This window comes from Carboxylicivirga longa (assembly GCF_050589825.1).
GTDB lineage: Bacteria > Bacteroidota > Bacteroidia > Bacteroidales > Marinilabiliaceae > Carboxylicivirga > Carboxylicivirga longa.
Window position 1 is genome coordinate 36001 of sequence record NZ_JBNGOZ010000007.1, and the last position, 18541, is coordinate 54541.

Below are 18541 nucleotides of genomic sequence, written 5' to 3' on the forward strand. Positions count from 1 at the left end.
TTTGATTTGTATTAGTATTGTTAATACTCAAAATAGTTTAATGTTGTCCCCTTCTCATAGCCCGATAAAACAGGTGAAAAAAGGTTCAAACCCTTTAATTTTTCAGGGTTGCAAATTACAAAAAAAAAGTCAAATACAAACTTTGAACTGTTAATTTTCGTTATCTGCAACATATTGTCCAAGGGCTGATTAGGGCTGCTCGAATTAAAATTACAAACTATTAACTATCAACGCACTAATCAAACCCTTTGCCAATCATTCAATGTGAGGCGCGGCAAAATGGATGTACCTGCTACGCCCCTTGCTTTAAATATGAATCTCTCCCTGTAGCGATTTATTCAACCCAGCCTTCACTTCTTCATTGGACGAGGTATTGGCCAACAGATACATTAGCTTAGTAACCGCCGCCTCGGTTGTCATATCATAACCACTAACCACACCTAACCCGAGCAAATGCACACCCGTTTCATAACGCCACATTTCCACACTCCCGGCCAGACATTGCGTAACATTTAAAATAATTATACCCCGATCCAAGGCCAACTTCACCTCATCTAAAAACCATTGTTTGGTTGGCGCGTTGCCTGAGCCATAAGTCTCCAATACAACCGCTTTTATATTGGGAGCATTCAGTACCGCCTTTACCACATCCTGGTTAATACCCGGGAAAATTTTTAATAATGCTACATTGGTATCCATTTTGGTAGCCACCCGAAAAACTCCATTAAGCGTTGTATACCGAATATATGGATAATTGTATTTAAGGTGAATCCCCGCCTCGGCCAACGGTGGATAGTTATCGGAGCGAAAAGCATGAAAATGTTCAGCATTGTATTTTGTGGTGCGGTTTCCCCTGAATAATTTATCCTTAAAATAAATACACACCTCAGGCACCAGGGCCATACGATTTTTCTGAGCTGCGGCAATCTCCAATGCGGTGATCAGATTTTCCTTACCATCGGTACGTATGGTACCCAGCGGCAGCTGACTACCGGTAAGCACAACAGGTTTTTTAAGATTTTGCAGCATAAAACTTAAAGCACTGGCTGTATAGGCCATCGTATCGGTACCATGAAGAATGACAAAGCCATCAAACAAAGAATAATTTTCTTCGATAAGACCTACCAGCTTAATCCAAACGTCCGGATGCATATCGGATGAATCAATAAGCGGGTCGAAAGAGATACTCTTCACCTGAAAATCGAACTTCCGCAATTCGGGCACATGCCTGGAGATACTTTCAAAATCGAAGGGCACAAGCGAATTGGTCTCCGGATCGATGACCATACCAATGGTACCTCCGGTGTATATGATCAGTATCTTTTTTTCTTCCATCAAAAACTCCTCATTCGTTAAAGGGCAAATAACCGTTGGGCATTCACCGTTGTTTGATTTATCACATCTTCGGTGCTACAATTATTAACTGAAGCAATGGTTTCGGCTATCTTTCCCAAATAAGAGGGTTCATTACGTCGTCCTCGCTTGGGAACCGGTGCCAAGTAAGGAGCATCGGTCTCCAGCACCAAATAATCCATCGGCACCTTCGCAAGTACCTCGCGCAGATTAGTGTTTTTAAAAGTAACCACCCCGTTAATACCGAGCATAAAATTACCATAGTCCATTATACGTTGTGCCTCAGCATCGCCACCGCCAAAACTGTGAAATACACCCCGCAAATGCTCATCGGCATGTTTATCCACCACTTCAAAAACCTCATCAAAGGCATCGCGACAATGTATCACAAGGGGCAAGTTTTTCTGCTTAGCCCAAATTATCTGCTGCTCAAAAGCCTGCGTCTGCTCATTACGGTAGGTTTTATCCCAATAAAGGTCAACTCCCACCTCACCCACAGCTACATAAGGGCGGGTATCAAGGTGTTTTTTAATAATTTGCAAAACAGCTTCATAATTTGCCTTTACCGAGGTAGGATGCAAACCCATCATGGACTGACAATAACCTGCGCTGCACGTTTCCAGCTCATGCATAGCCGCTATGGTTGTCTCATCCACATTGGGCAGCAACAATGTTTCTACGCCGGCCTCCTTGGCGCGACGAATCACATCATCTCTGTCGACATCAAATTCGGGCAAATAAATATGCGTGTGTGTATCAATCACCGTTATTTTCTTTTAGTAAGCTCCAAAAATACCAATGTTTATTGAGTTTTCGTGTGTATCCATAGGTATTTTGCCTCACGCAGGTATGACAAGAAGGCCGCCCCGGGGAGGAGACGGCCTTGTATTTGTTGCATCCTGAAAATATTTAAACAATACCCTGAGCCATCATTGCGTCGGCCACTTTCACAAAACCGCCAATGTTTGCTCCTTTGATGTAGTTTACCTTACCATTGGGTTCTGCCCCGTATTTTAAACAGGCAGCATGAATATCGGTCATAATCTGATCCAGGCGCTCATCCACTTCTTCGCGCGACCAGTTCAGACGCATACTATTCTGTGTCATCTCCAAACCGGAAACAGCAACACCACCGGCATTCACTGCTTTACCCGGCGCAAAAGTAATCTTCTCGCTGGCCAGGAAGGCTGCTTCAGCTGTACAGCCCATGTTCGATGCTTCAGCCAGAATCTCACAACCATTGGCGATCAACGTCTTGGCATCCTCCTCATTGAGCTCATTCTGAATAGCACAAGGAATAGCAATATCTACTTTCTGCTCCCAAGGCTTTTTCCCGGCAAAAAATTCAGAACCAGCAAAGCGCTCGGCATAAGGCGCTACGATATCCTGATTTGAAGCACGCAGCTCCAGCATATAATCAATCTTTTCACCCGAGATACCATTAGGATCATAGATATAACCATCGGGTCCGGATATGGTCACTACCTTAGCACCATACTCAACAGCTTTTAGCACAGCACCCCAGGCCACGTTACCGAATCCTGAAATTGCCACAGTTTTACCTTTCATGCTATCTCCTTTGGCTGCCAGCATTTCGCGAACGAAATAAATAGCACCAAATCCCGTTGCTTCCGGACGAATAAGACTACCGCCGAACTCGCGCCCCTTGCCGGTAAGCACACCTGTAAATTCGTTGCGTAATTTCTTATATTGACCAAACATATAGCCTACCTCACGGCCTCCAACGCCAATGTCACCGGCTGGTACGTCGGTATTAGGACCAATATGACGGAATAGTTCACTCATAAAGGCTTGGCAGAAACGCATAATTTCATAATCTGACTTGCCCTTTGGGTTGAAGTCGGAACCTCCTTTACCTCCCCCCATGGGCAGTGTGGTTAGACTATTCTTAAACGTTTGCTCGAAGCCTAAGAACTTAAGTCCGCTTAAAGTTACACTGGGGTGAAAACGAATACCACCTTTGTAAGGACCAATGGCTGAGTTAAACTCAACACGATAGCCACGATTAACATGCACTTCGCCACTGTCATCAACCCAGGGAACACGGAACATAACAACCCGCTCTGGCTCGCACATACGCTCTAGTATCTTAGCCTTTTTGTAGTGAGGATTTTCCTGATAAAAATCCCATACGGTTTCTACTACTTCTTGCACTGCTTGCAAAAATTCGTCTTCACCAGGGTTTTTTACCCTTACACCATCCATGAATTCTTTCATCTTAGCGTCCATATTGAATAGGTATTAAATGTTGGATCTTGTTAGTTGTAAAATATTATGCTTCAAAAATAGACATTTTTATATAACCACCTTATAATTTGTAAGATATTTTCAATGTCACCAATAAAAACACTAAGTATTGATTATTAGTTACATATATCTATTTTAAACATGTTATTTAGCACTTCCTGACATATATCACCTCAAGCAACATCAATAGATTGTCCAAAATTGTAAGCATGTGTCATTTGTCATGTTTTTAAAACACTCCCAAAGCCTGTATATAACGCAAAAAATACACTTACTATCCATCAATTCGGAAGCCAAGCTACTCCATGGATTATGTATACTTCAACGGCTATTTTAAGGCACGGTATAACACCTGTGCCGGATGCAAGGAACTTACACCTGCTCCATCGCTTATCTGATGCCGACATGAAGTGCCGGCTGCCGCAATAAGGTATTGGTCTTTATGCTTGCGTACTTCAGGTAATAAAACCAACTCACCAATCTTCATGGACAAGTCGTAATGCTTCTGCTCATAGCCAAAGGCACCGGCCATACCGCAACAGCCCGACGGAATTTCTTCAGCAGTATAATTAAGCGGCAACTCCAGCACTTTTTTTGTGAGGCCTGTATCCGAAAGAGCCTTTTGGTAACAGTGCCCATGGAACTTAATTTGTCGGGCTTGCTCTTCAAACAAATGAACATCAATATGTCCGGAATCCTGCTCCCGCACCATAAACTCCTCAAAAGTATAAGTATTCGCCGCCAACTCCTTCGCCGTCTCCCTTAGCTCCGCCCCCACCAACTCAGGATACTCATCGCGAAAGCTTAATATGGCCGACGGCTCAATGCCCACCAACGGTGCTTGATGGCAAACAGTAGCAGACAATTGTATCACATTTTTTCGGGCAATACGCGCCGCTTTATCCAGCAATCCCTTGGACAGATAGGTACGACCACTCACTATATTATCAATCAACCGCACTTCATAGCCCAACTTCTCCAACAACAATATTGTCTCCACACCAACATTTACATCGTTATAATTGGTAAACTCATCTACAAAAAGATAAACAGCCTTTGAAAGACCAGCTGGACTGCTGCGCTTTCGACTCCAATGACTCAGAGAATGATTTGCCAGGAGCGGTAACTGCCGCTTGGCCGAAATCCCTACAACAAGCTGAGCCAATCGTTTAAATAATGTCAGCTTAAGACCACTATTGTATAGGTAGGAAAACGGCATGAGCCACTTATTGATTATTGGCAAGGCGGCAACAAGGCGGGCACTAAGCGGAATACCAAAACGCAGATGATAATGATGCATAAACTCAGCCTTCAGCTTACTCACATCCACATTACTGGGACACTCAGTTTTACAGGCCTTGCATGACAAGCATAAATCCAGCACCTGCTTCACCTCATCATAACCTAAACGATTAGATGGTATGGTACCTGCAAAGAACTCGCGTAACATATTGGCACGTGCCCTTGTGGTTTGCAGCTCATCGCGCGAACCCATATAACTGGGGCACATGGTACCGCCAATAAGATGACTCTTACGACAATCACCCGAGCCTGTACATTTCTCAGCTGCCCGAACCATCCCCAATGTTGAAGACCAGTCAAAAACCACCTCCTTTTCATACGCCTCCTCGGCTTGCTTATAACGCAGTGAGCTGTTCATGGGGGGTGTATCCGTAATTTTGCCGGCGTTAAACACAGCCTTGGGGTCAAAAATGTTTTTCACCTTTTTGAAAAGTGCATAGTTATGTGCACCCACCATCTTTTCAATGAATTGACCTCTCAACCGTCCATCACCATGCTCACCACTCAAAGATCCCCGATACTTCTTAACAATGGCTGCTGTGTCATTGGCTATCTGATAAAACAAATCCACATCATGCGGATCCTTCATGTTTAATACCGGCCTTAAATGAAGCTCACCGGAACCTATATGTGCATAGTAAACACATCTTTTACCATAGCCATCCAACATGGCAGTAATATCTGCTACAAAAGCAGGTAAATCTTCAGGACGAACAGCCGCATCTTCAATCACAGGCACCGGACGCTCATCCCCCGGCATATTGGCCAATACTCCAAGGCCCGCCTTACGCAAACTCCATACTTTACTTATCTCAGCCCCATATAACACCGGATAGGCATAGCCAAAGCCGGCATTCTTCATCTCAGCAATCATCGCATCAGCTTGCTTTTCCACCTCGTCCAGGCTGTGCCGGGCAAACTCCACCAGCAAAAGCGCTGCGGGATCGCCTTCTACAAAAAAGCGGTTTTTATTCTGCAGGGCATTCTCCTTCGTTAAATCCATAATGGTTTTATCCATCAGCTCAATGGCCCCGGGGCGATATTTAAGCCCAATCAGATTGACTTCCAGCGCTTCCGCTAGTCGATTAAAATGCACACAAACCAATCCCTTATGCTGCGGTGGCTTTTCAACAAGATGTAAAGTAATCTCCGTAGTGAACATTAGCGTCCCCTCTGAACCGGCCAGCAAGGAACACATATTAAATGTATCGTCGCCATCGGCAAAAGGATATTGCCTCATTAACTGATCAAGGGCATAACCAGTGTTACGACGATGAATATCAGGATGCGGAAACTCACGACTTATGGCAGCACGGTTTCTTTCATCGCTCAACAATGCACCTAGCGATTTATAAATTTCTCCTTCAAAGGAAGAACGTTGACACTTCTGCTCAAACTCACGCTTATTAATCCGCTCAAAAACTACCTCGTCACCATTACTTAGGTAACCTTTTAGGGCCAGGGTATGATCGCGCGTACTGCCATAAATAAGGGAATGCGCACCACAGGCATTGTTACCTACCATACCACCTATCATGCAACGGTTGGCTGTGGATGTTTCCGGGCCAAAAAACAAACCATGCGGCGCCAGATACTGATTGAGCTCATCGAGCACCACACCAGGCTGCACTTTCACCCATTGTTCCGCCACATTAAGATCCAGTATTTTATTCATATAACGCCCGGCATCAACGACTAAACCATTGCCCACCACCTGCCCCGCCAGCGAAGTCCCCGCGGCGCGTGGTATCAGCGTAATTCCATAAGTCCCTGCAAACTCAATAATCGCTTGCACATCCAGATTATCGCGCGGCATTACCACCCCCAGCGGCACTTCAAAATAAGCCGAGGCATCGGTGCTATATGCAATCCTCGATGTCTGATCAAGCTTCAGATCGCCTTTAATTTTATCAGCCAACTGCTGAAACGGGTATACCTCTTTTACCATTGCGCAATATTCAAAAATTAATCTACACTCGCTATCATCTTAAATTACATCATAGGCACTAAACAAAATTACAGCACCTCTGTTTCGGAGATAGATAATAAACAGACAAATGACGAAACCAAATTTACAAACACGCAACGATATAGAGAAATTAGTGCGAGCCTTTTATAGCAAGGTACAAAAAGACGACACACTGGGACCATTTTTTAATTATGCCATTAAAACACCAGAGGCATGGGAACAACATTATCAGTTGCTAAGCGATTTCTGGGCGCTCAACCTATTGGATCAAAAGGGCTTTGATGGCAACCCGGCACGCGCCCACAGTGGTATTGACAAAGCCTTTAAACAAGCCATTACAACAGCCCACTTTGATCGCTGGGTGCAGCTATGGCACGAAACCATTGATGAATTATACACAGGCCCCATCGCCGACAAAGCCAGGATGCGCGCACAAAACATGGCGCGGGGAATGTATAAAAAAATTGTGGATCAACGCCCGGGTGGCTTTGTACTGCCCGGAGATGCGTCCGGACTTTCATTCGGATAACAATTTAGGTAATTAAAGTACTTCATATTAATCAATACACCCAAACACCATGAATCAAGGGCGCTTGCACATGAACTAATTAAACCAGCTTCATTATCATGAAAACGAAGGCCTTGCTAGATGTAATAAAGCAAGGAATTCGGTATTTCAAATTTTTATTTAATCTTAATAATTACTTATTTTTGCCCTTCCTCGAAGCAAAGCAATTGCTTTTAAACGAAGATTTTTCTGCAATGAACTTAAAATAGGCTTCATTGTTAGATTGACGAACATGAGTTAAAGTATAGTATGGCTGAAGATCAAGATAAAATATTAGAAGAAGTAACCGGAGGGGAATACAAATATGGTTTCTATAGCGATATAGAGATGGAAGAGTTTCCTAAAGGCCTTAATGAGGACATTGTTCGTATGATTTCGGCAAAGAAGAATGAGCCCGAATTTATGCTGGAATTTCGCCTCAAAGCATTTCGACACTGGCAAACCATGGAGCAGCCCAACTGGGCGCACCTGAAAATACCACCCATCGACTTTCAGGATATCATTTATTTTGCCGTGCCCAAGAAAAAACCTGAGTTGGAGAGCATGGACGATGTGGATCCCGAACTGAAGGCGACTTTTGATAAACTGGGCATTCCCCTGGACGAGCAAAAGGTATTGGCCGGCGTAGCCGTGGATGCAGTGATAGACAGTGTATCGGTGAAAACCACTTTTAAAGAGACTCTGGCCGAGAAAGGTATTATCTTCTGCTCCATTAGCGAAGCGGTGCAGGAATACCCCGACCTTATAAAGAAGTATCTGGGATCGGTCGTACCGCATCAGGACAATTACTTTGCCGCCCTTAATGCTGCTGTATTTAGCGATGGCTCCTTTGTTTACATCCCTAAAGGGGTACGTTGCCCCATGGAACTGTCCACTTATTTCCGCATCAATGCCATTAACACCGGACAGTTTGAACGCACCCTAATAGTGGCCGACGATGATAGCTACGTGAGTTACCTGGAGGGCTGTACGGCTCCCATGCGTGACGAGAACCAGCTGCACGCCGCCATTGTTGAAGTGATTGCCATGGATCGTGCTGAAGTAAAGTATTCCACCGTACAAAACTGGTATCCCGGCAATAAAGAAGGTAAGGGAGGTATCTACAATTTTGTGACCAAGCGAGGCATCTGCAAGGGCGACTACTCAAAGATTATGTGGACGCAGGTGGAAACCGGCTCAGCCATCACCTGGAAATACCCCAGCTGCATATTGCAGGGCGACCACTCGGTAGGCGAATTTTACAGCGTAGCGGTCACCAATAATTACCAACAGGCCGATACCGGAACCAAAATGATTCACCTGGGTAAAAACACACGAAGCCTCATTGTTTCGAAAGGAATATCAGCTGGTAAGAGCCAAAATAGCTACCGCGGACTGGTCAAAGTTTCAAAAAAGGCAGAGAACGCCCGTAACTTCAGTCAGTGCGACTCTTTATTACTGGGCGACAAATGTGGGGCACACACCTTTCCCTACCTGGAAACGGCCAATAGCACTGCCATGGTAGAGCACGAAGCTACTACTTCTAAGATTGGAGAAGACCAGATTTTCTATTGTAACCAGCGAGGTTTAAATACCGAGCAGGCCGTTGGACTCATCGTTAACGGTTATGTGAAAGAAGTAATCAATCAGCTGCCCATGGAATTTGCCGTTGAGGCGCAAAAGTTACTCGAAATAAGCCTTGAAGGCAGTGTGGGCTAAGCCCTTTATTAGTTAATCAATTACAAAAAACAAACACAGTACCATTATATGTTAGTCATTAAAGATTTACACGCCAAAATAGATGATAAGGAGATATTAAGAGGTATTAACCTGGAAGTGAAACCGGGCGAAGTGCATGCCATTATGGGTCCCAACGGCTCCGGTAAAAGCACCCTGTCATCAGTATTGGCCGGTAACGATAAATTCGAGGTTAACGAAGGATCCGTTACCTTTAATGATAAAGATTTATTGGATCTTGCCCCCGAAGATCGTGCCCGCGAGGGTGTATTCCTGAGCTTTCAATATCCTGTTGAGATACCTGGGGTAAGCATGGTCAACTTTATGCGAACCGCGGTAAACGAACATCGTAAGTATAGAAACGAGACTCCTTATTCAGCCAGTGAATTTTTAAAGCTCATGCGTGAGAAGAAATCACTTGTTGAGATAGACTCCAACCTAACCAACCGATCAGTAAACGAAGGTTTCTCGGGCGGCGAAAAGAAGAAGAATGAAATCTTTCAAATGGCCATGTTGGAACCCAAACTGGCTATTCTGGACGAAACAGATTCAGGACTCGACATTGATGCCTTGCGCGTGGTGGCCAACGGAGTGAATAAACTTAAATCGCCCGATCGTGCTACCATCGTAATCACCCACTATCAACGCTTGCTCGACCATATTGTGCCCGATTTTGTGCATGTTCTCTACAAGGGGCGCATCGTAAAATCGGCTGGCAAGGAACTGGCACACGAGCTGGAAGAGAAAGGCTATGACTGGATTAAAAAAGAGTTTGAGGATTAATATTTTAGTAGTGAGTGCAGAGCAGTGAGCCATGCTGACTATTCTTGCCCATAAGCCCAATACTTTGTACTTAATACTCAATACTAAATTTTGTGACTATGAATAAAACTTGCCGAATTGTTAATCTGCAAGATGAATACAGCCAGATATATAAGGATAATTTACCCTTCCTTAAAGCCGGTGCACCCAATAAAATGAATGCGCTGCGCGATGATGCCTTTGAGCTATTCAATGTCAAGGGTATTCCGTCGAACAAGGTAGAGGAATACAAATACACTAATCTACAGCCCTTTTTCAAAGGCACTTTCGATATTGCTTTTTCATCCGAATCAGCCATTCAGAACAACGACCATTCGTTTACCTGTGGCGTTCCTAACCTGGATACCCATAACGTATTTTTAATCAACGGATGGTTCAGCAGTCAGGATGCCACCGATAAACTACCGGAAGGCGTTGTGGTGGGTAGCATTAGAGAAAAAGCAGCAGACTATCCTGAGGTATTTGAGAAATACTACGGTGAGCAAAGCAATGATGGTGATGCCATGGCTGCCATGAATACTGCCTTTGCACAGGATGGCGCTTTTATTTATGTACCCAAAGGCGTAGTTGTTGACAAGCCCATTCAATTGGTAAACATCATGATTGGTGAACAGGATCGCTTAGTTTTCCAACGTAACCTCATTGTGATAGAAGAAAATGCACAAGCAAAGATAATGCTGTGCGACCATACCATGTCGGCACAAAAGTTTGTTATCAACAGCCTATCGGAGGTGTTTGCTGCAACAAACAGTGTACTCGATCTGTACAATATACAAAACCAACATAACCTGACGACTCAGGTAGCGAGTGTGTACGTCAATCAGAAAAAACACTCCAACGTACTGACCAACAATCTTACTTTACACTCCGGCATTACGCGCAATAACATACGCGTAACACTGGATGACGAATACTGCGAGAGCCACGTATACGGTTTGTATCTTAACGACAAAAACCAGCATGTGGATAACTACTCTTTCATCGACCATGCCCAACCGCATTGCGAAAGCTTTGAGCTATTTAAGGGTGTGATGGACGACTCCTCTTCGGCAGCTTTTACAGGTCGTGTTATGGTAAGGCCCGATGCACAAAAAACCAATGCCTACCAAAGCAATAACAACCTGTTGCTTACCGATAATGCCAAGATCAACAGCAAGCCGCAACTGGAAATATATGCCGATGATGTAAAATGTAGCCATGGTGCCACTGTAGGTCAGCTTGATGAGGAGGCTATGTTTTACTTGCGATCGCGGGGCATTGATGAAAATGAAAGCCGCATATTGCTAATGTATGCCTTTGCCTACGAGGTGATCGAAAAAATACGGGTAGAAGCCCTTAAAGAAAATATTCGCAGCCTGGTTGAAAAACGCTTTAGGGGCGAATACGACAAATGCGACTCGTGTGTGATTTGTGGTCAGCAAGGTGTGAGCGCAAGCTGCCTGTAGCCAACAAGCCACAATAACACATAAAACCCGAGATCCATCACCAAGACACCAAGGTCACAACGCGTAGCTTACGCCGCTTGTGCTCTTCGTGTCTTTGTGCTTAGAATAAATAAACAAAACATGAATATTAATATTGACAAAATACGCAGTGATTTCCCCATATTGGGTGAGATGATTTACGGAAAACCATTGGTTTACCTCGATAACGCTGCCACAACTCACAAACCTCAGGTGGTAATTGATGCGCTGGCAGACGTATATCAAAAATACAATAGTAATATTCATCGGGGTGTCCATTACCTAAGTAACGTATGCACCCAGGCACATGAAGATGCCCGTCGTAAGGTACAGGACTTCATCAAGGCACAGCATACCCACGAAGTCATTTTTACGCGGGGCACAACAGAGGCCATTAACCTGGTCGCCAACTCATTCTCCGACACTTTCTTAAAGGCAGGTGATGAAATACTGGTAACACAAATGGAGCATCACTCCAATATTGTACCCTGGCAACTGCTCGAAAAAAGAAAAGGCATAGTTGTTAAATACATCCCCATTAACGAAGCAGGTGAGCTAATACTCAACAAACTGGATGAGCTGATCACCGAAAAAACGAAATTGGTTACAGTGGCACATATTTCCAATGCCCTGGGTACCATTAACCCCATTAAGCACATCATTGATACAGCACACAACCATGGCATACCGGTGCTGGTGGATGGGGCGCAGGCCGTACAGCACACACCAGTTGATGTGCAGGCGCTCGACTGTGATTTTTACGTATTCAGCGGACACAAATTGTATGGCCCCACCGGCATTGGGGTACTGTATGGCAAAGAGAAGTGGCTGGATAAGATGGAGCCCTATCAGGGCGGTGGCGAGATGATACATACTGTATCCTTTGAAGGAACCACCTTTAATGAACTGCCCTTTAAATTTGAGGCCGGAACACCCGACTTTAGCGGCTCTATTGGGTTGGGAGCGGCCATTGACTACGTGAATAACATTGGCCTTGACAAAATAGCTGCCTACGAACAGGAGTTACTGGACTATGCCACCGAGGGACTGGCCACCATTCCCAATTGTCGCTTTTTCGGTACGGCGCAACATAAAACAAGTGTTATCTCGTTTTTAATCGGCGAGATACATCCCTTTGATATCGGTACCATGCTCGATAAAATGGGTATTGCCGTGCGTACCGGGCACCACTGCGCCCAACCGCTGATGCAGTTTTATAACATACCGGGCACCATACGTGCCTCATTTGCCATTTACAATACCAAAGAAGAAATTGACAAACTGGTGGATGGAACCAAACGCATTGCACAGTTGTTTGGTTGATTCGCCATAAATTATCAATTTTGGGCATTGATTAATATTACAGCATTACAATGACAATAAACGAAATACAAGAAGAGATCATCGAGGAATTCTCGGCTTTCGACGAATGGATGGATAAGTATGCTTACCTGATTGAGATAGGCAACGATTTGGAAGGTTTTAAAGACGACTGGCGACTGGAACAAAACCTCATTGAGGGCTGTCAGTCGAAAGTATGGGTACACGCCGAGCTGGACGGAGATAAAATCATCTATTCGGCCGACAGCGATGCCATTATCACCAAAGGCATCATCGCCCTGCTGATTCGTGTTCTGTCGGGCCGCACACCGGATGAAATACTGAACGCCGACCTTAACTTTGTAGAGGCCATCGGCCTAAAAGACCACCTGTCGCCTACACGGTCCAATGGACTATTGGCCATGATGAAACAAATGCGCTTATACGCTGTTGCTTTTAAAGCAAAGTTAGGTTAGTTCAACATGGTCTGAGCAAATGAGATGCAGACCCTATTTTTAAAAAAGCATTTATACACAGTGAGTGGATAATTAGCCACAGCTGTGAGCCTTAAAAACAGAAAGATGGGAAATGAATTTTTACAGCTGGAAGGCAAGATTATAGAAGCGATCAAAACGGTTTTTGACCCTGAGATACCGGTCAATGTGTACGATTTAGGCTTGATATACGAGATTGATGTGAATGAGGAAGGAAAAGCCCGTATTGTGATGACACTGACATCACCGAATTGTCCGGTTGCCGAATCACTACCCGAAGAGGTACATGAAAAAGTGGCCGCCATCGATGGGATTACCAGTGTAGAGCTGAACCTGACCTTTGATCCGCCCTGGACCAAAGACATGCTGTCGGAAGAAGCCCTGCTTGAGCTGGGACTACTCTAAAATAAAAGACCTCAAGGCTCTCTTATGAGGGCTTTTTTTATAAGCAATTACATGGAAGGATTATACATTAACCTCATCAAGAAACAGCCGATCAACTACCTGCGGCTCATTGCCGGCGTCATCATGACGGGTGCCGCCCTTTATCTTGCTTTCTTTACACAGCAGGAGCGATTTTCAGCGCTGCACCTCACGCTATTTTGTGCTGCCGGCCTTTATTACGCACTGATGGGCATCGGTCTTAATCCTCTTAACCTTATGGGCAAGGCCTACATAATAGTTAACCAGCAAATGATTACCGTAAAAAAATCAATCTTTACCAAGGCAATTGTCATTGATTGGACGACAATTGAAGAGCTGCAAGTTAACATTACAGCAATTCGAATAAAAAGGAAGAACGGCGAACCATTTTCCTTTGACTATCAGATGCTGGATGAGGACACGGCACATGAACTAAAAACACGCCTTGCCCTAACGGCCAAAAAGCAAGGAATAACCGTAAGCTAATGTCTCTCATCAGCCTTTTACAGGAGGAATCCATAAGAAGCAAAGCCCTGGAACTGGGATTTGCAGATATTGGCTTTGCCCCGATTGAGACGCTCGAAGATGATGCCCGCCATTTGCGTCGCTGGCTCGATGAAGAGCAGCATGCCGGCATGCAATATATGGCCAATCACTTTGAAAAAAGAATTAATCCGGCAGCCCTGGTGGAAGGAGCTCACAGTATAATATCGGTCCTGCTCAACTACACACCACAAGAACTTCAGCAGGATGAGACAGCGCCTAAGCTGGCACGCTATGCCTATGGCAAAGACTATCATTTTGTTATAAAGGATAAGCTTCAGATCTTATTCGATTATATCAAAGCCAACATTGAACCTGAGCTCGAAGGCCGCTGCTTTACGGATTCAGCTCCCGTGCTGGATCGTGCCTGGGCCGTCAAAGCAGGACTGGGCTGGATCGGTAAAAACACCCATCTCATTCACAAAAAGCTTGGCAGCTATGTACTGATTGGTGAACTCATTACTAACCTAAAAGTTAAAAGTGGTAACGCCATAAATGAAGCCTGTGGCGGCTGCCAACGTTGTATTGATACCTGCCCCACCGGTGCCCTTACAGCGCCCTATCGGCTCGATGCCAACAAATGCATCTCCTACCTCACCATTGAACATCGTGAGGATATCCCACCAGCTTTTAAAGGGCAGTTTGAAAACTGGGCCTTTGGTTGCGACATCTGTCAGGAAGCCTGCCCCTGGAACTGGAAAGCTCGCCCCACAAAGGAAGAAGCCCTTCAGCCTCACCCCGATTTATTACAGTTAAGCAAAGAAGATTGGCACACGATGAGCGAGGATCGCTTCCGTGAACTATTCCGTAAGTCGGCGGTAAAAAGAACAAAATACACAGGCCTCAAACGCAACCTTAAGTTTTTAGAATAAGGCACAAAAAAACCGGCGTCCGGCCGGTCTCCCTGTTCTGTTATTTCAAGACTATGCTTTGTCTGGATAATATCCTTTAATGATACCACGCTGCGAATTGCGCACAAACAGAATAATTTCGTCACGCTCTTTTGAAGCAGGCAACTCGGCTTCAATACGTTCAATGGCCTCTGAATTATTCAAACCCATCTGAAACAGATAACGGTAAATATTCTGGATATCACGAATCTGATCGTTGGTATACTGACGACGACGCAAACCAATGGAGTTAACACCGGCATAAGAGATACGCTCACGTCCCGCCTTCACATACGGAGGTACATCTTTACCGATAAGCGTTCCACCAGACACCATAACATGCGCACCAATATGTACAAACTGATGAATAGCCGAAGTACCGCCAATAATCGCGTAATCGTCGATAACCACTTCGCCGGCCACCTGCACAGCATTTGCCAAAATCACATTATCCCCAACAATGGCATCGTGGGCAATATGAGTATAGGCCATCAGCAGACAGTTACTACCCACCACTGTTTTGCCCTTTGCTTTGGTGCCCCGGTTAACGGTAACACACTCGCGTATGGTAGTGTTGTCGCCAATCTCAGCTGTTGTTTCCTCGCCCGCAAACTTTAAATCCTGCGGTACAGCGCCAATAACAGCGCCGGGGAAAATTTTACAGTTCTTGCCAATTCTTGACCCTTCAAGGATGGTAACATTGGATGCTATAGTGGTTCCCTCTTCAATGACAACGTTTTTGTCGATGGTAACAAAAGGTTCAATAACAACATTGGGAGCAATCTTTGCCTCCGGGTGGATATATGCCAATGCTTGTTTCATTTTCTGTTGTTTTAGTTCAAAAAGCCGGTCTGCCCTTTGCAGACCCGCGATATTTTGGGTGGAAAATTACTTATTCTTTACTACTTGTGCCATATACTCACCTTCCGACACTACCTGATCGCCCACGAAAGCTGTCCCTTTCATATTGGCCATACCCCGTCGGAATTCCGATATCAACTCCAACTTAAAAATAATGGTATCGCCTGGCACCACCTTCCTGCGTAACTTCACATTATCAATTTTGAGGAAGTAAGTACTGTAGGCCGATGGTTCATCGAGCTGGCTGAGAATAAAAATACCACCAGCCTGGGCCATGGCTTCAATCTGCAACACAGCAGGCATTACCGGTTCGTCGGGGAAATGCCCCACGAAGAATGGCTCATTCATGGTAACATTCTTCACTCCCACAATCGATTTCTCCTTCAGATCGATAATCTTATCAATTAGCAAGAACGGAGGACGGTGCGGCAACATTTTCTTTATATCATTGATATCATACACTGGTGCCTTGGTAGGATCATAACTGGGCACATTCGGCTTTAGCGCCCTCTTCTTAATCTCTTTACGAAGCAACTTGGCAAACTCTACATTGGCCATGTGCCCGGGCCGGGTAGCAATGATACGCCCCTTAATAGGCATACCGCACAAGGCTAGGTCACCAATCACATCCAACAATTTATGCCGCGCAGGCTCGTTGGTATACACCAGGTCAACATTATTAAGGATGCCTGTAGGCTGTACCTCTACGCGTGGCTGTTTAAACAAATCAGCCAACTTATCCAGCTCTTCCTGGCTTATTTCTTTATCAATGATAATAATGGCATTATCTAGATCGCCGCCCTTAATCAAATTATTTTTTAACAACGGCTCCAACTCGTGCAAGAATACAAAGGTGCGACAAGCCGCCACTTCCTTTTCAAAGTCATCAAGCTTATCCAGGGTGGCGTACTGGTTAGACAAAAGCAGCGATTGATCGAAAGAAATCTTCACATCCAGACTAAACTCATCGTCGGGCAAAGCTACAATCTTAATTCCACGCTCTTCATCTTCAAACACCATCTTCTCCTTCACCTCAAAGAAGCAACGCTCAGCATCCTGCTCTTCGATGCCTGCTTTCTTAATGGCTTCCACAAAAAACTTAGCACTGCCATCCAGTATGGGAGCCTCAGGTCCATCCACTTCAATCAGACAGTTATCAATTTTAAGGGCAGTAAGTGCAGCCAGGCAGTGCTCAATGGTACTTACCTTAGCATCACCTTTTTGCAACACGGTACCTCTTTGCGTAAAAGCCACATTATCGGCCAGCGCCTCAATAACAGGTTGCCCCTCCAAGTCAATCCGTTTAAACTTATAGCCGTGGTTAACAGGCGCCGGCAACAAGGTGAAATTCACTTTAACACCAGTATGAAGCCCGGTTCCATTAAGCGTCACGGGCTCTTTTATAGTTCTTTGTCTTTCAGTCATAGCTTATCACTTCGATCTTACGAAAATGTATTATGAGCGATTACTCCTCTATTTTCTTTTTCAATTCCTCTAACTGTGCCTTTAGCTGTGGCAGGCGCCTAAACACCACAAACGAACGATTGAAATCGCCCATATCCATGGTTGGCGAGCCAAACTGCACAGAATTCTCCTTCTTAATCGACTTATTAATACCGGTTTGAGCACCGGCCTTTGTGCCATTGGCCACAGTAAGATGACCGGCAATACCTACCTGTCCGCCAAACATACAGTCGCGTCCTATCTTGGTCGATCCGGCAACCCCCGACTGAGCAGCTACCACCGTATTTTCTCCTACCTCCACATTATGCGCTATCTGAATCAGATTATCCAGCTTCACACCTTTGTGCACAACAGTAGATCCCATGGTAGCACGGTCAATGGTGGTATTGGCGCCAATCTCAACATGATCGTGCAGCACCACATTACCAATCTGTGCCACTTTTTTGTATTCGTTGTTTGCGTTGGGGGCAAAGCCAAAACCATCGCTACCAATAACTGCGCCGGCATGCACGGTACAGGCCTTACCAATCACACAATTCTTATAAATTTTAACTCCGGCATACACCGTAGTACCCTCGGCGATCTTTACATTATCGCCAATATAGGCATGCGGATATATCTTTACATTGTCACCCAATTGTACATTCTCGCCTATGTAGGCAAAGGCGCCCACATAAACAAAATCGCCCAAACGAGCTGACTCATGTACAAAAGATGGTTGTTCGATACCGGTTTTCTGCGGCTGACTCTGCTCGTACATTTCCAACAACTGCGCCAAGGCCTCATAGGCATTGGGCACACGTATAAGGGTGGCTTTCACTTCACCTTCGGCTTCAAAAGAGTCATTTACGATAACCACATCGGCTTTCGTTGTATATAGGTACTGATGGTATTTAGGATTGGCTAAAAAGGTAAGCGTCTCTGGCTTACCCTCTTCTATTTTCGATACATTCCTTACAATAGCATCTTCATTTCCTTCTACTTTACCCTTGAGTAATTCGGCAATCTGACCGGCTGTAAATTTCATCTATTACATTGCTTTATTAGTCAACCCCTTACCACAAATATTCATCGAAGCCAAAGGC

The 18541-nt window shown here is 44.9% G+C and carries 16 protein-coding genes; 9 read left to right on the forward strand and 7 right to left on the reverse strand.

Annotation, left to right across the window (positions count from 1 at the left end; all coding sequences use genetic code 11):
* Positions 1 to 306: 306 nt before the first annotated feature.
* The 4 genes from ACRD7A_RS07720 to ACRD7A_RS07735 all read right to left on the reverse strand — a co-directional run bounded on the left by ACRD7A_RS07720 (position 307) and on the right by ACRD7A_RS07735 (position 6871).
* Positions 307 to 1335: an asparaginase gene (locus ACRD7A_RS07720; protein ID WP_430810834.1), complete on the reverse strand. Its 1029-nt coding sequence runs from the start codon at positions 1333 to 1335 to the stop codon at positions 307 to 309.
* 17 nt (positions 1336 to 1352) lie between these two features.
* Entirely contained in the window at positions 1353 to 2117 is a 765-nt protein-coding gene (locus tag ACRD7A_RS07725) for a TatD family hydrolase (protein ID WP_430810833.1), read from the reverse strand.
* A gap of 145 nt (positions 2118 to 2262) precedes the next feature.
* Positions 2263 to 3603: an NADP-specific glutamate dehydrogenase gene (gene gdhA / locus ACRD7A_RS07730; protein ID WP_430810832.1), complete on the reverse strand. Its 1341-nt coding sequence runs from the start codon at positions 3601 to 3603 to the stop codon at positions 2263 to 2265.
* Positions 3604 to 3949: 346 nt separating this feature from the next.
* The gene (locus ACRD7A_RS07735; RefSeq protein WP_430810831.1) at positions 3950 to 6871 is read right to left on the reverse strand and encodes an FAD-binding and (Fe-S)-binding domain-containing protein; all 2922 of its coding nucleotides are present in this window, start codon (positions 6869 to 6871) and stop codon (positions 3950 to 3952) included.
* Between the two features lie 109 nt (positions 6872 to 6980).
* On the opposite strand from ACRD7A_RS07735, the gene ACRD7A_RS07740 reads away from it, so the two are divergent.
* From ACRD7A_RS07740 to queG, 9 genes are all read left to right on the forward strand, one after another.
* A complete protein-coding gene (locus ACRD7A_RS07740) occupies positions 6981 to 7421 on the forward strand; it encodes a group III truncated hemoglobin (RefSeq protein WP_430810830.1) in 441 nt (146 codons plus the stop codon).
* A gap of 288 nt (positions 7422 to 7709) precedes the next feature.
* Positions 7710 to 9158 (forward strand): Fe-S cluster assembly protein SufB, encoded by a 1449-nt coding sequence (gene sufB, locus ACRD7A_RS07745; protein WP_430810829.1) that lies wholly within the window; start codon positions 7710 to 7712, stop codon positions 9156 to 9158.
* A 48-nt stretch (positions 9159 to 9206) separates the two neighbouring features.
* Complete coding sequence (sufC, locus tag ACRD7A_RS07750) at positions 9207 to 9959, forward strand: Fe-S cluster assembly ATPase SufC (RefSeq protein WP_430810828.1); 753 nt, start codon at positions 9207 to 9209, stop codon at positions 9957 to 9959.
* A gap of 98 nt (positions 9960 to 10057) precedes the next feature.
* Positions 10058 to 11443, forward strand: a complete 1386-nt coding sequence (gene sufD, locus ACRD7A_RS07755; protein WP_430810827.1) for a Fe-S cluster assembly protein SufD — start codon at positions 10058 to 10060, stop codon at positions 11441 to 11443.
* 120 nt (positions 11444 to 11563) lie between these two features.
* Positions 11564 to 12784: an aminotransferase class V-fold PLP-dependent enzyme gene (locus ACRD7A_RS07760; protein ID WP_430810826.1), complete on the forward strand. Its 1221-nt coding sequence runs from the start codon at positions 11564 to 11566 to the stop codon at positions 12782 to 12784.
* Between the two features lie 50 nt (positions 12785 to 12834).
* A complete protein-coding gene (locus tag ACRD7A_RS07765; RefSeq protein WP_430810825.1) occupies positions 12835 to 13257 on the forward strand; it encodes a SufE family protein in 423 nt (140 codons plus the stop codon).
* Between the two features lie 105 nt (positions 13258 to 13362).
* Positions 13363 to 13680, forward strand: a complete 318-nt coding sequence (locus tag ACRD7A_RS07770; protein ID WP_430810824.1) for an SUF system Fe-S cluster assembly protein — start codon at positions 13363 to 13365, stop codon at positions 13678 to 13680.
* A gap of 51 nt (positions 13681 to 13731) precedes the next feature.
* The gene (locus ACRD7A_RS07775; RefSeq protein ID WP_430810823.1) at positions 13732 to 14184 is read left to right on the forward strand and encodes a hypothetical protein; all 453 of its coding nucleotides are present in this window, start codon (positions 13732 to 13734) and stop codon (positions 14182 to 14184) included.
* On the forward strand, positions 14184 to 15113 hold the full coding sequence (queG, locus tag ACRD7A_RS07780; RefSeq protein ID WP_430810822.1) for a tRNA epoxyqueuosine(34) reductase QueG: 930 nt from the start codon (positions 14184 to 14186) through the stop codon (positions 15111 to 15113). Before ACRD7A_RS07775 ends, queG begins: the two co-directional genes overlap by 1 nt.
* Before the next feature lie 51 nt (positions 15114 to 15164).
* Here queG and lpxA read toward each other — a convergent pair whose 3' ends face one another.
* From lpxA to lpxD, 3 genes are all read right to left on the reverse strand, one after another.
* On the reverse strand, positions 15165 to 15953 hold the full coding sequence (gene lpxA / locus ACRD7A_RS07785) for an acyl-ACP--UDP-N-acetylglucosamine O-acyltransferase (protein WP_430810821.1): 789 nt from the start codon (positions 15951 to 15953) through the stop codon (positions 15165 to 15167).
* Positions 15954 to 16019: 66 nt separating this feature from the next.
* Positions 16020 to 17417 carry a bifunctional UDP-3-O-[3-hydroxymyristoyl] N-acetylglucosamine deacetylase/3-hydroxyacyl-ACP dehydratase gene (locus ACRD7A_RS07790; RefSeq protein WP_430810820.1) on the reverse strand — a complete coding sequence of 466 codons (1398 nt, stop codon included), beginning with the start codon at positions 17415 to 17417 and terminating at the stop codon, positions 16020 to 16022.
* A gap of 40 nt (positions 17418 to 17457) precedes the next feature.
* A complete protein-coding gene (gene lpxD, locus ACRD7A_RS07795) occupies positions 17458 to 18483 on the reverse strand; it encodes a UDP-3-O-(3-hydroxymyristoyl)glucosamine N-acyltransferase (RefSeq protein WP_430810819.1) in 1026 nt (341 codons plus the stop codon).
* Between the last annotated feature and the right edge of the window lie 58 nt (positions 18484 to 18541).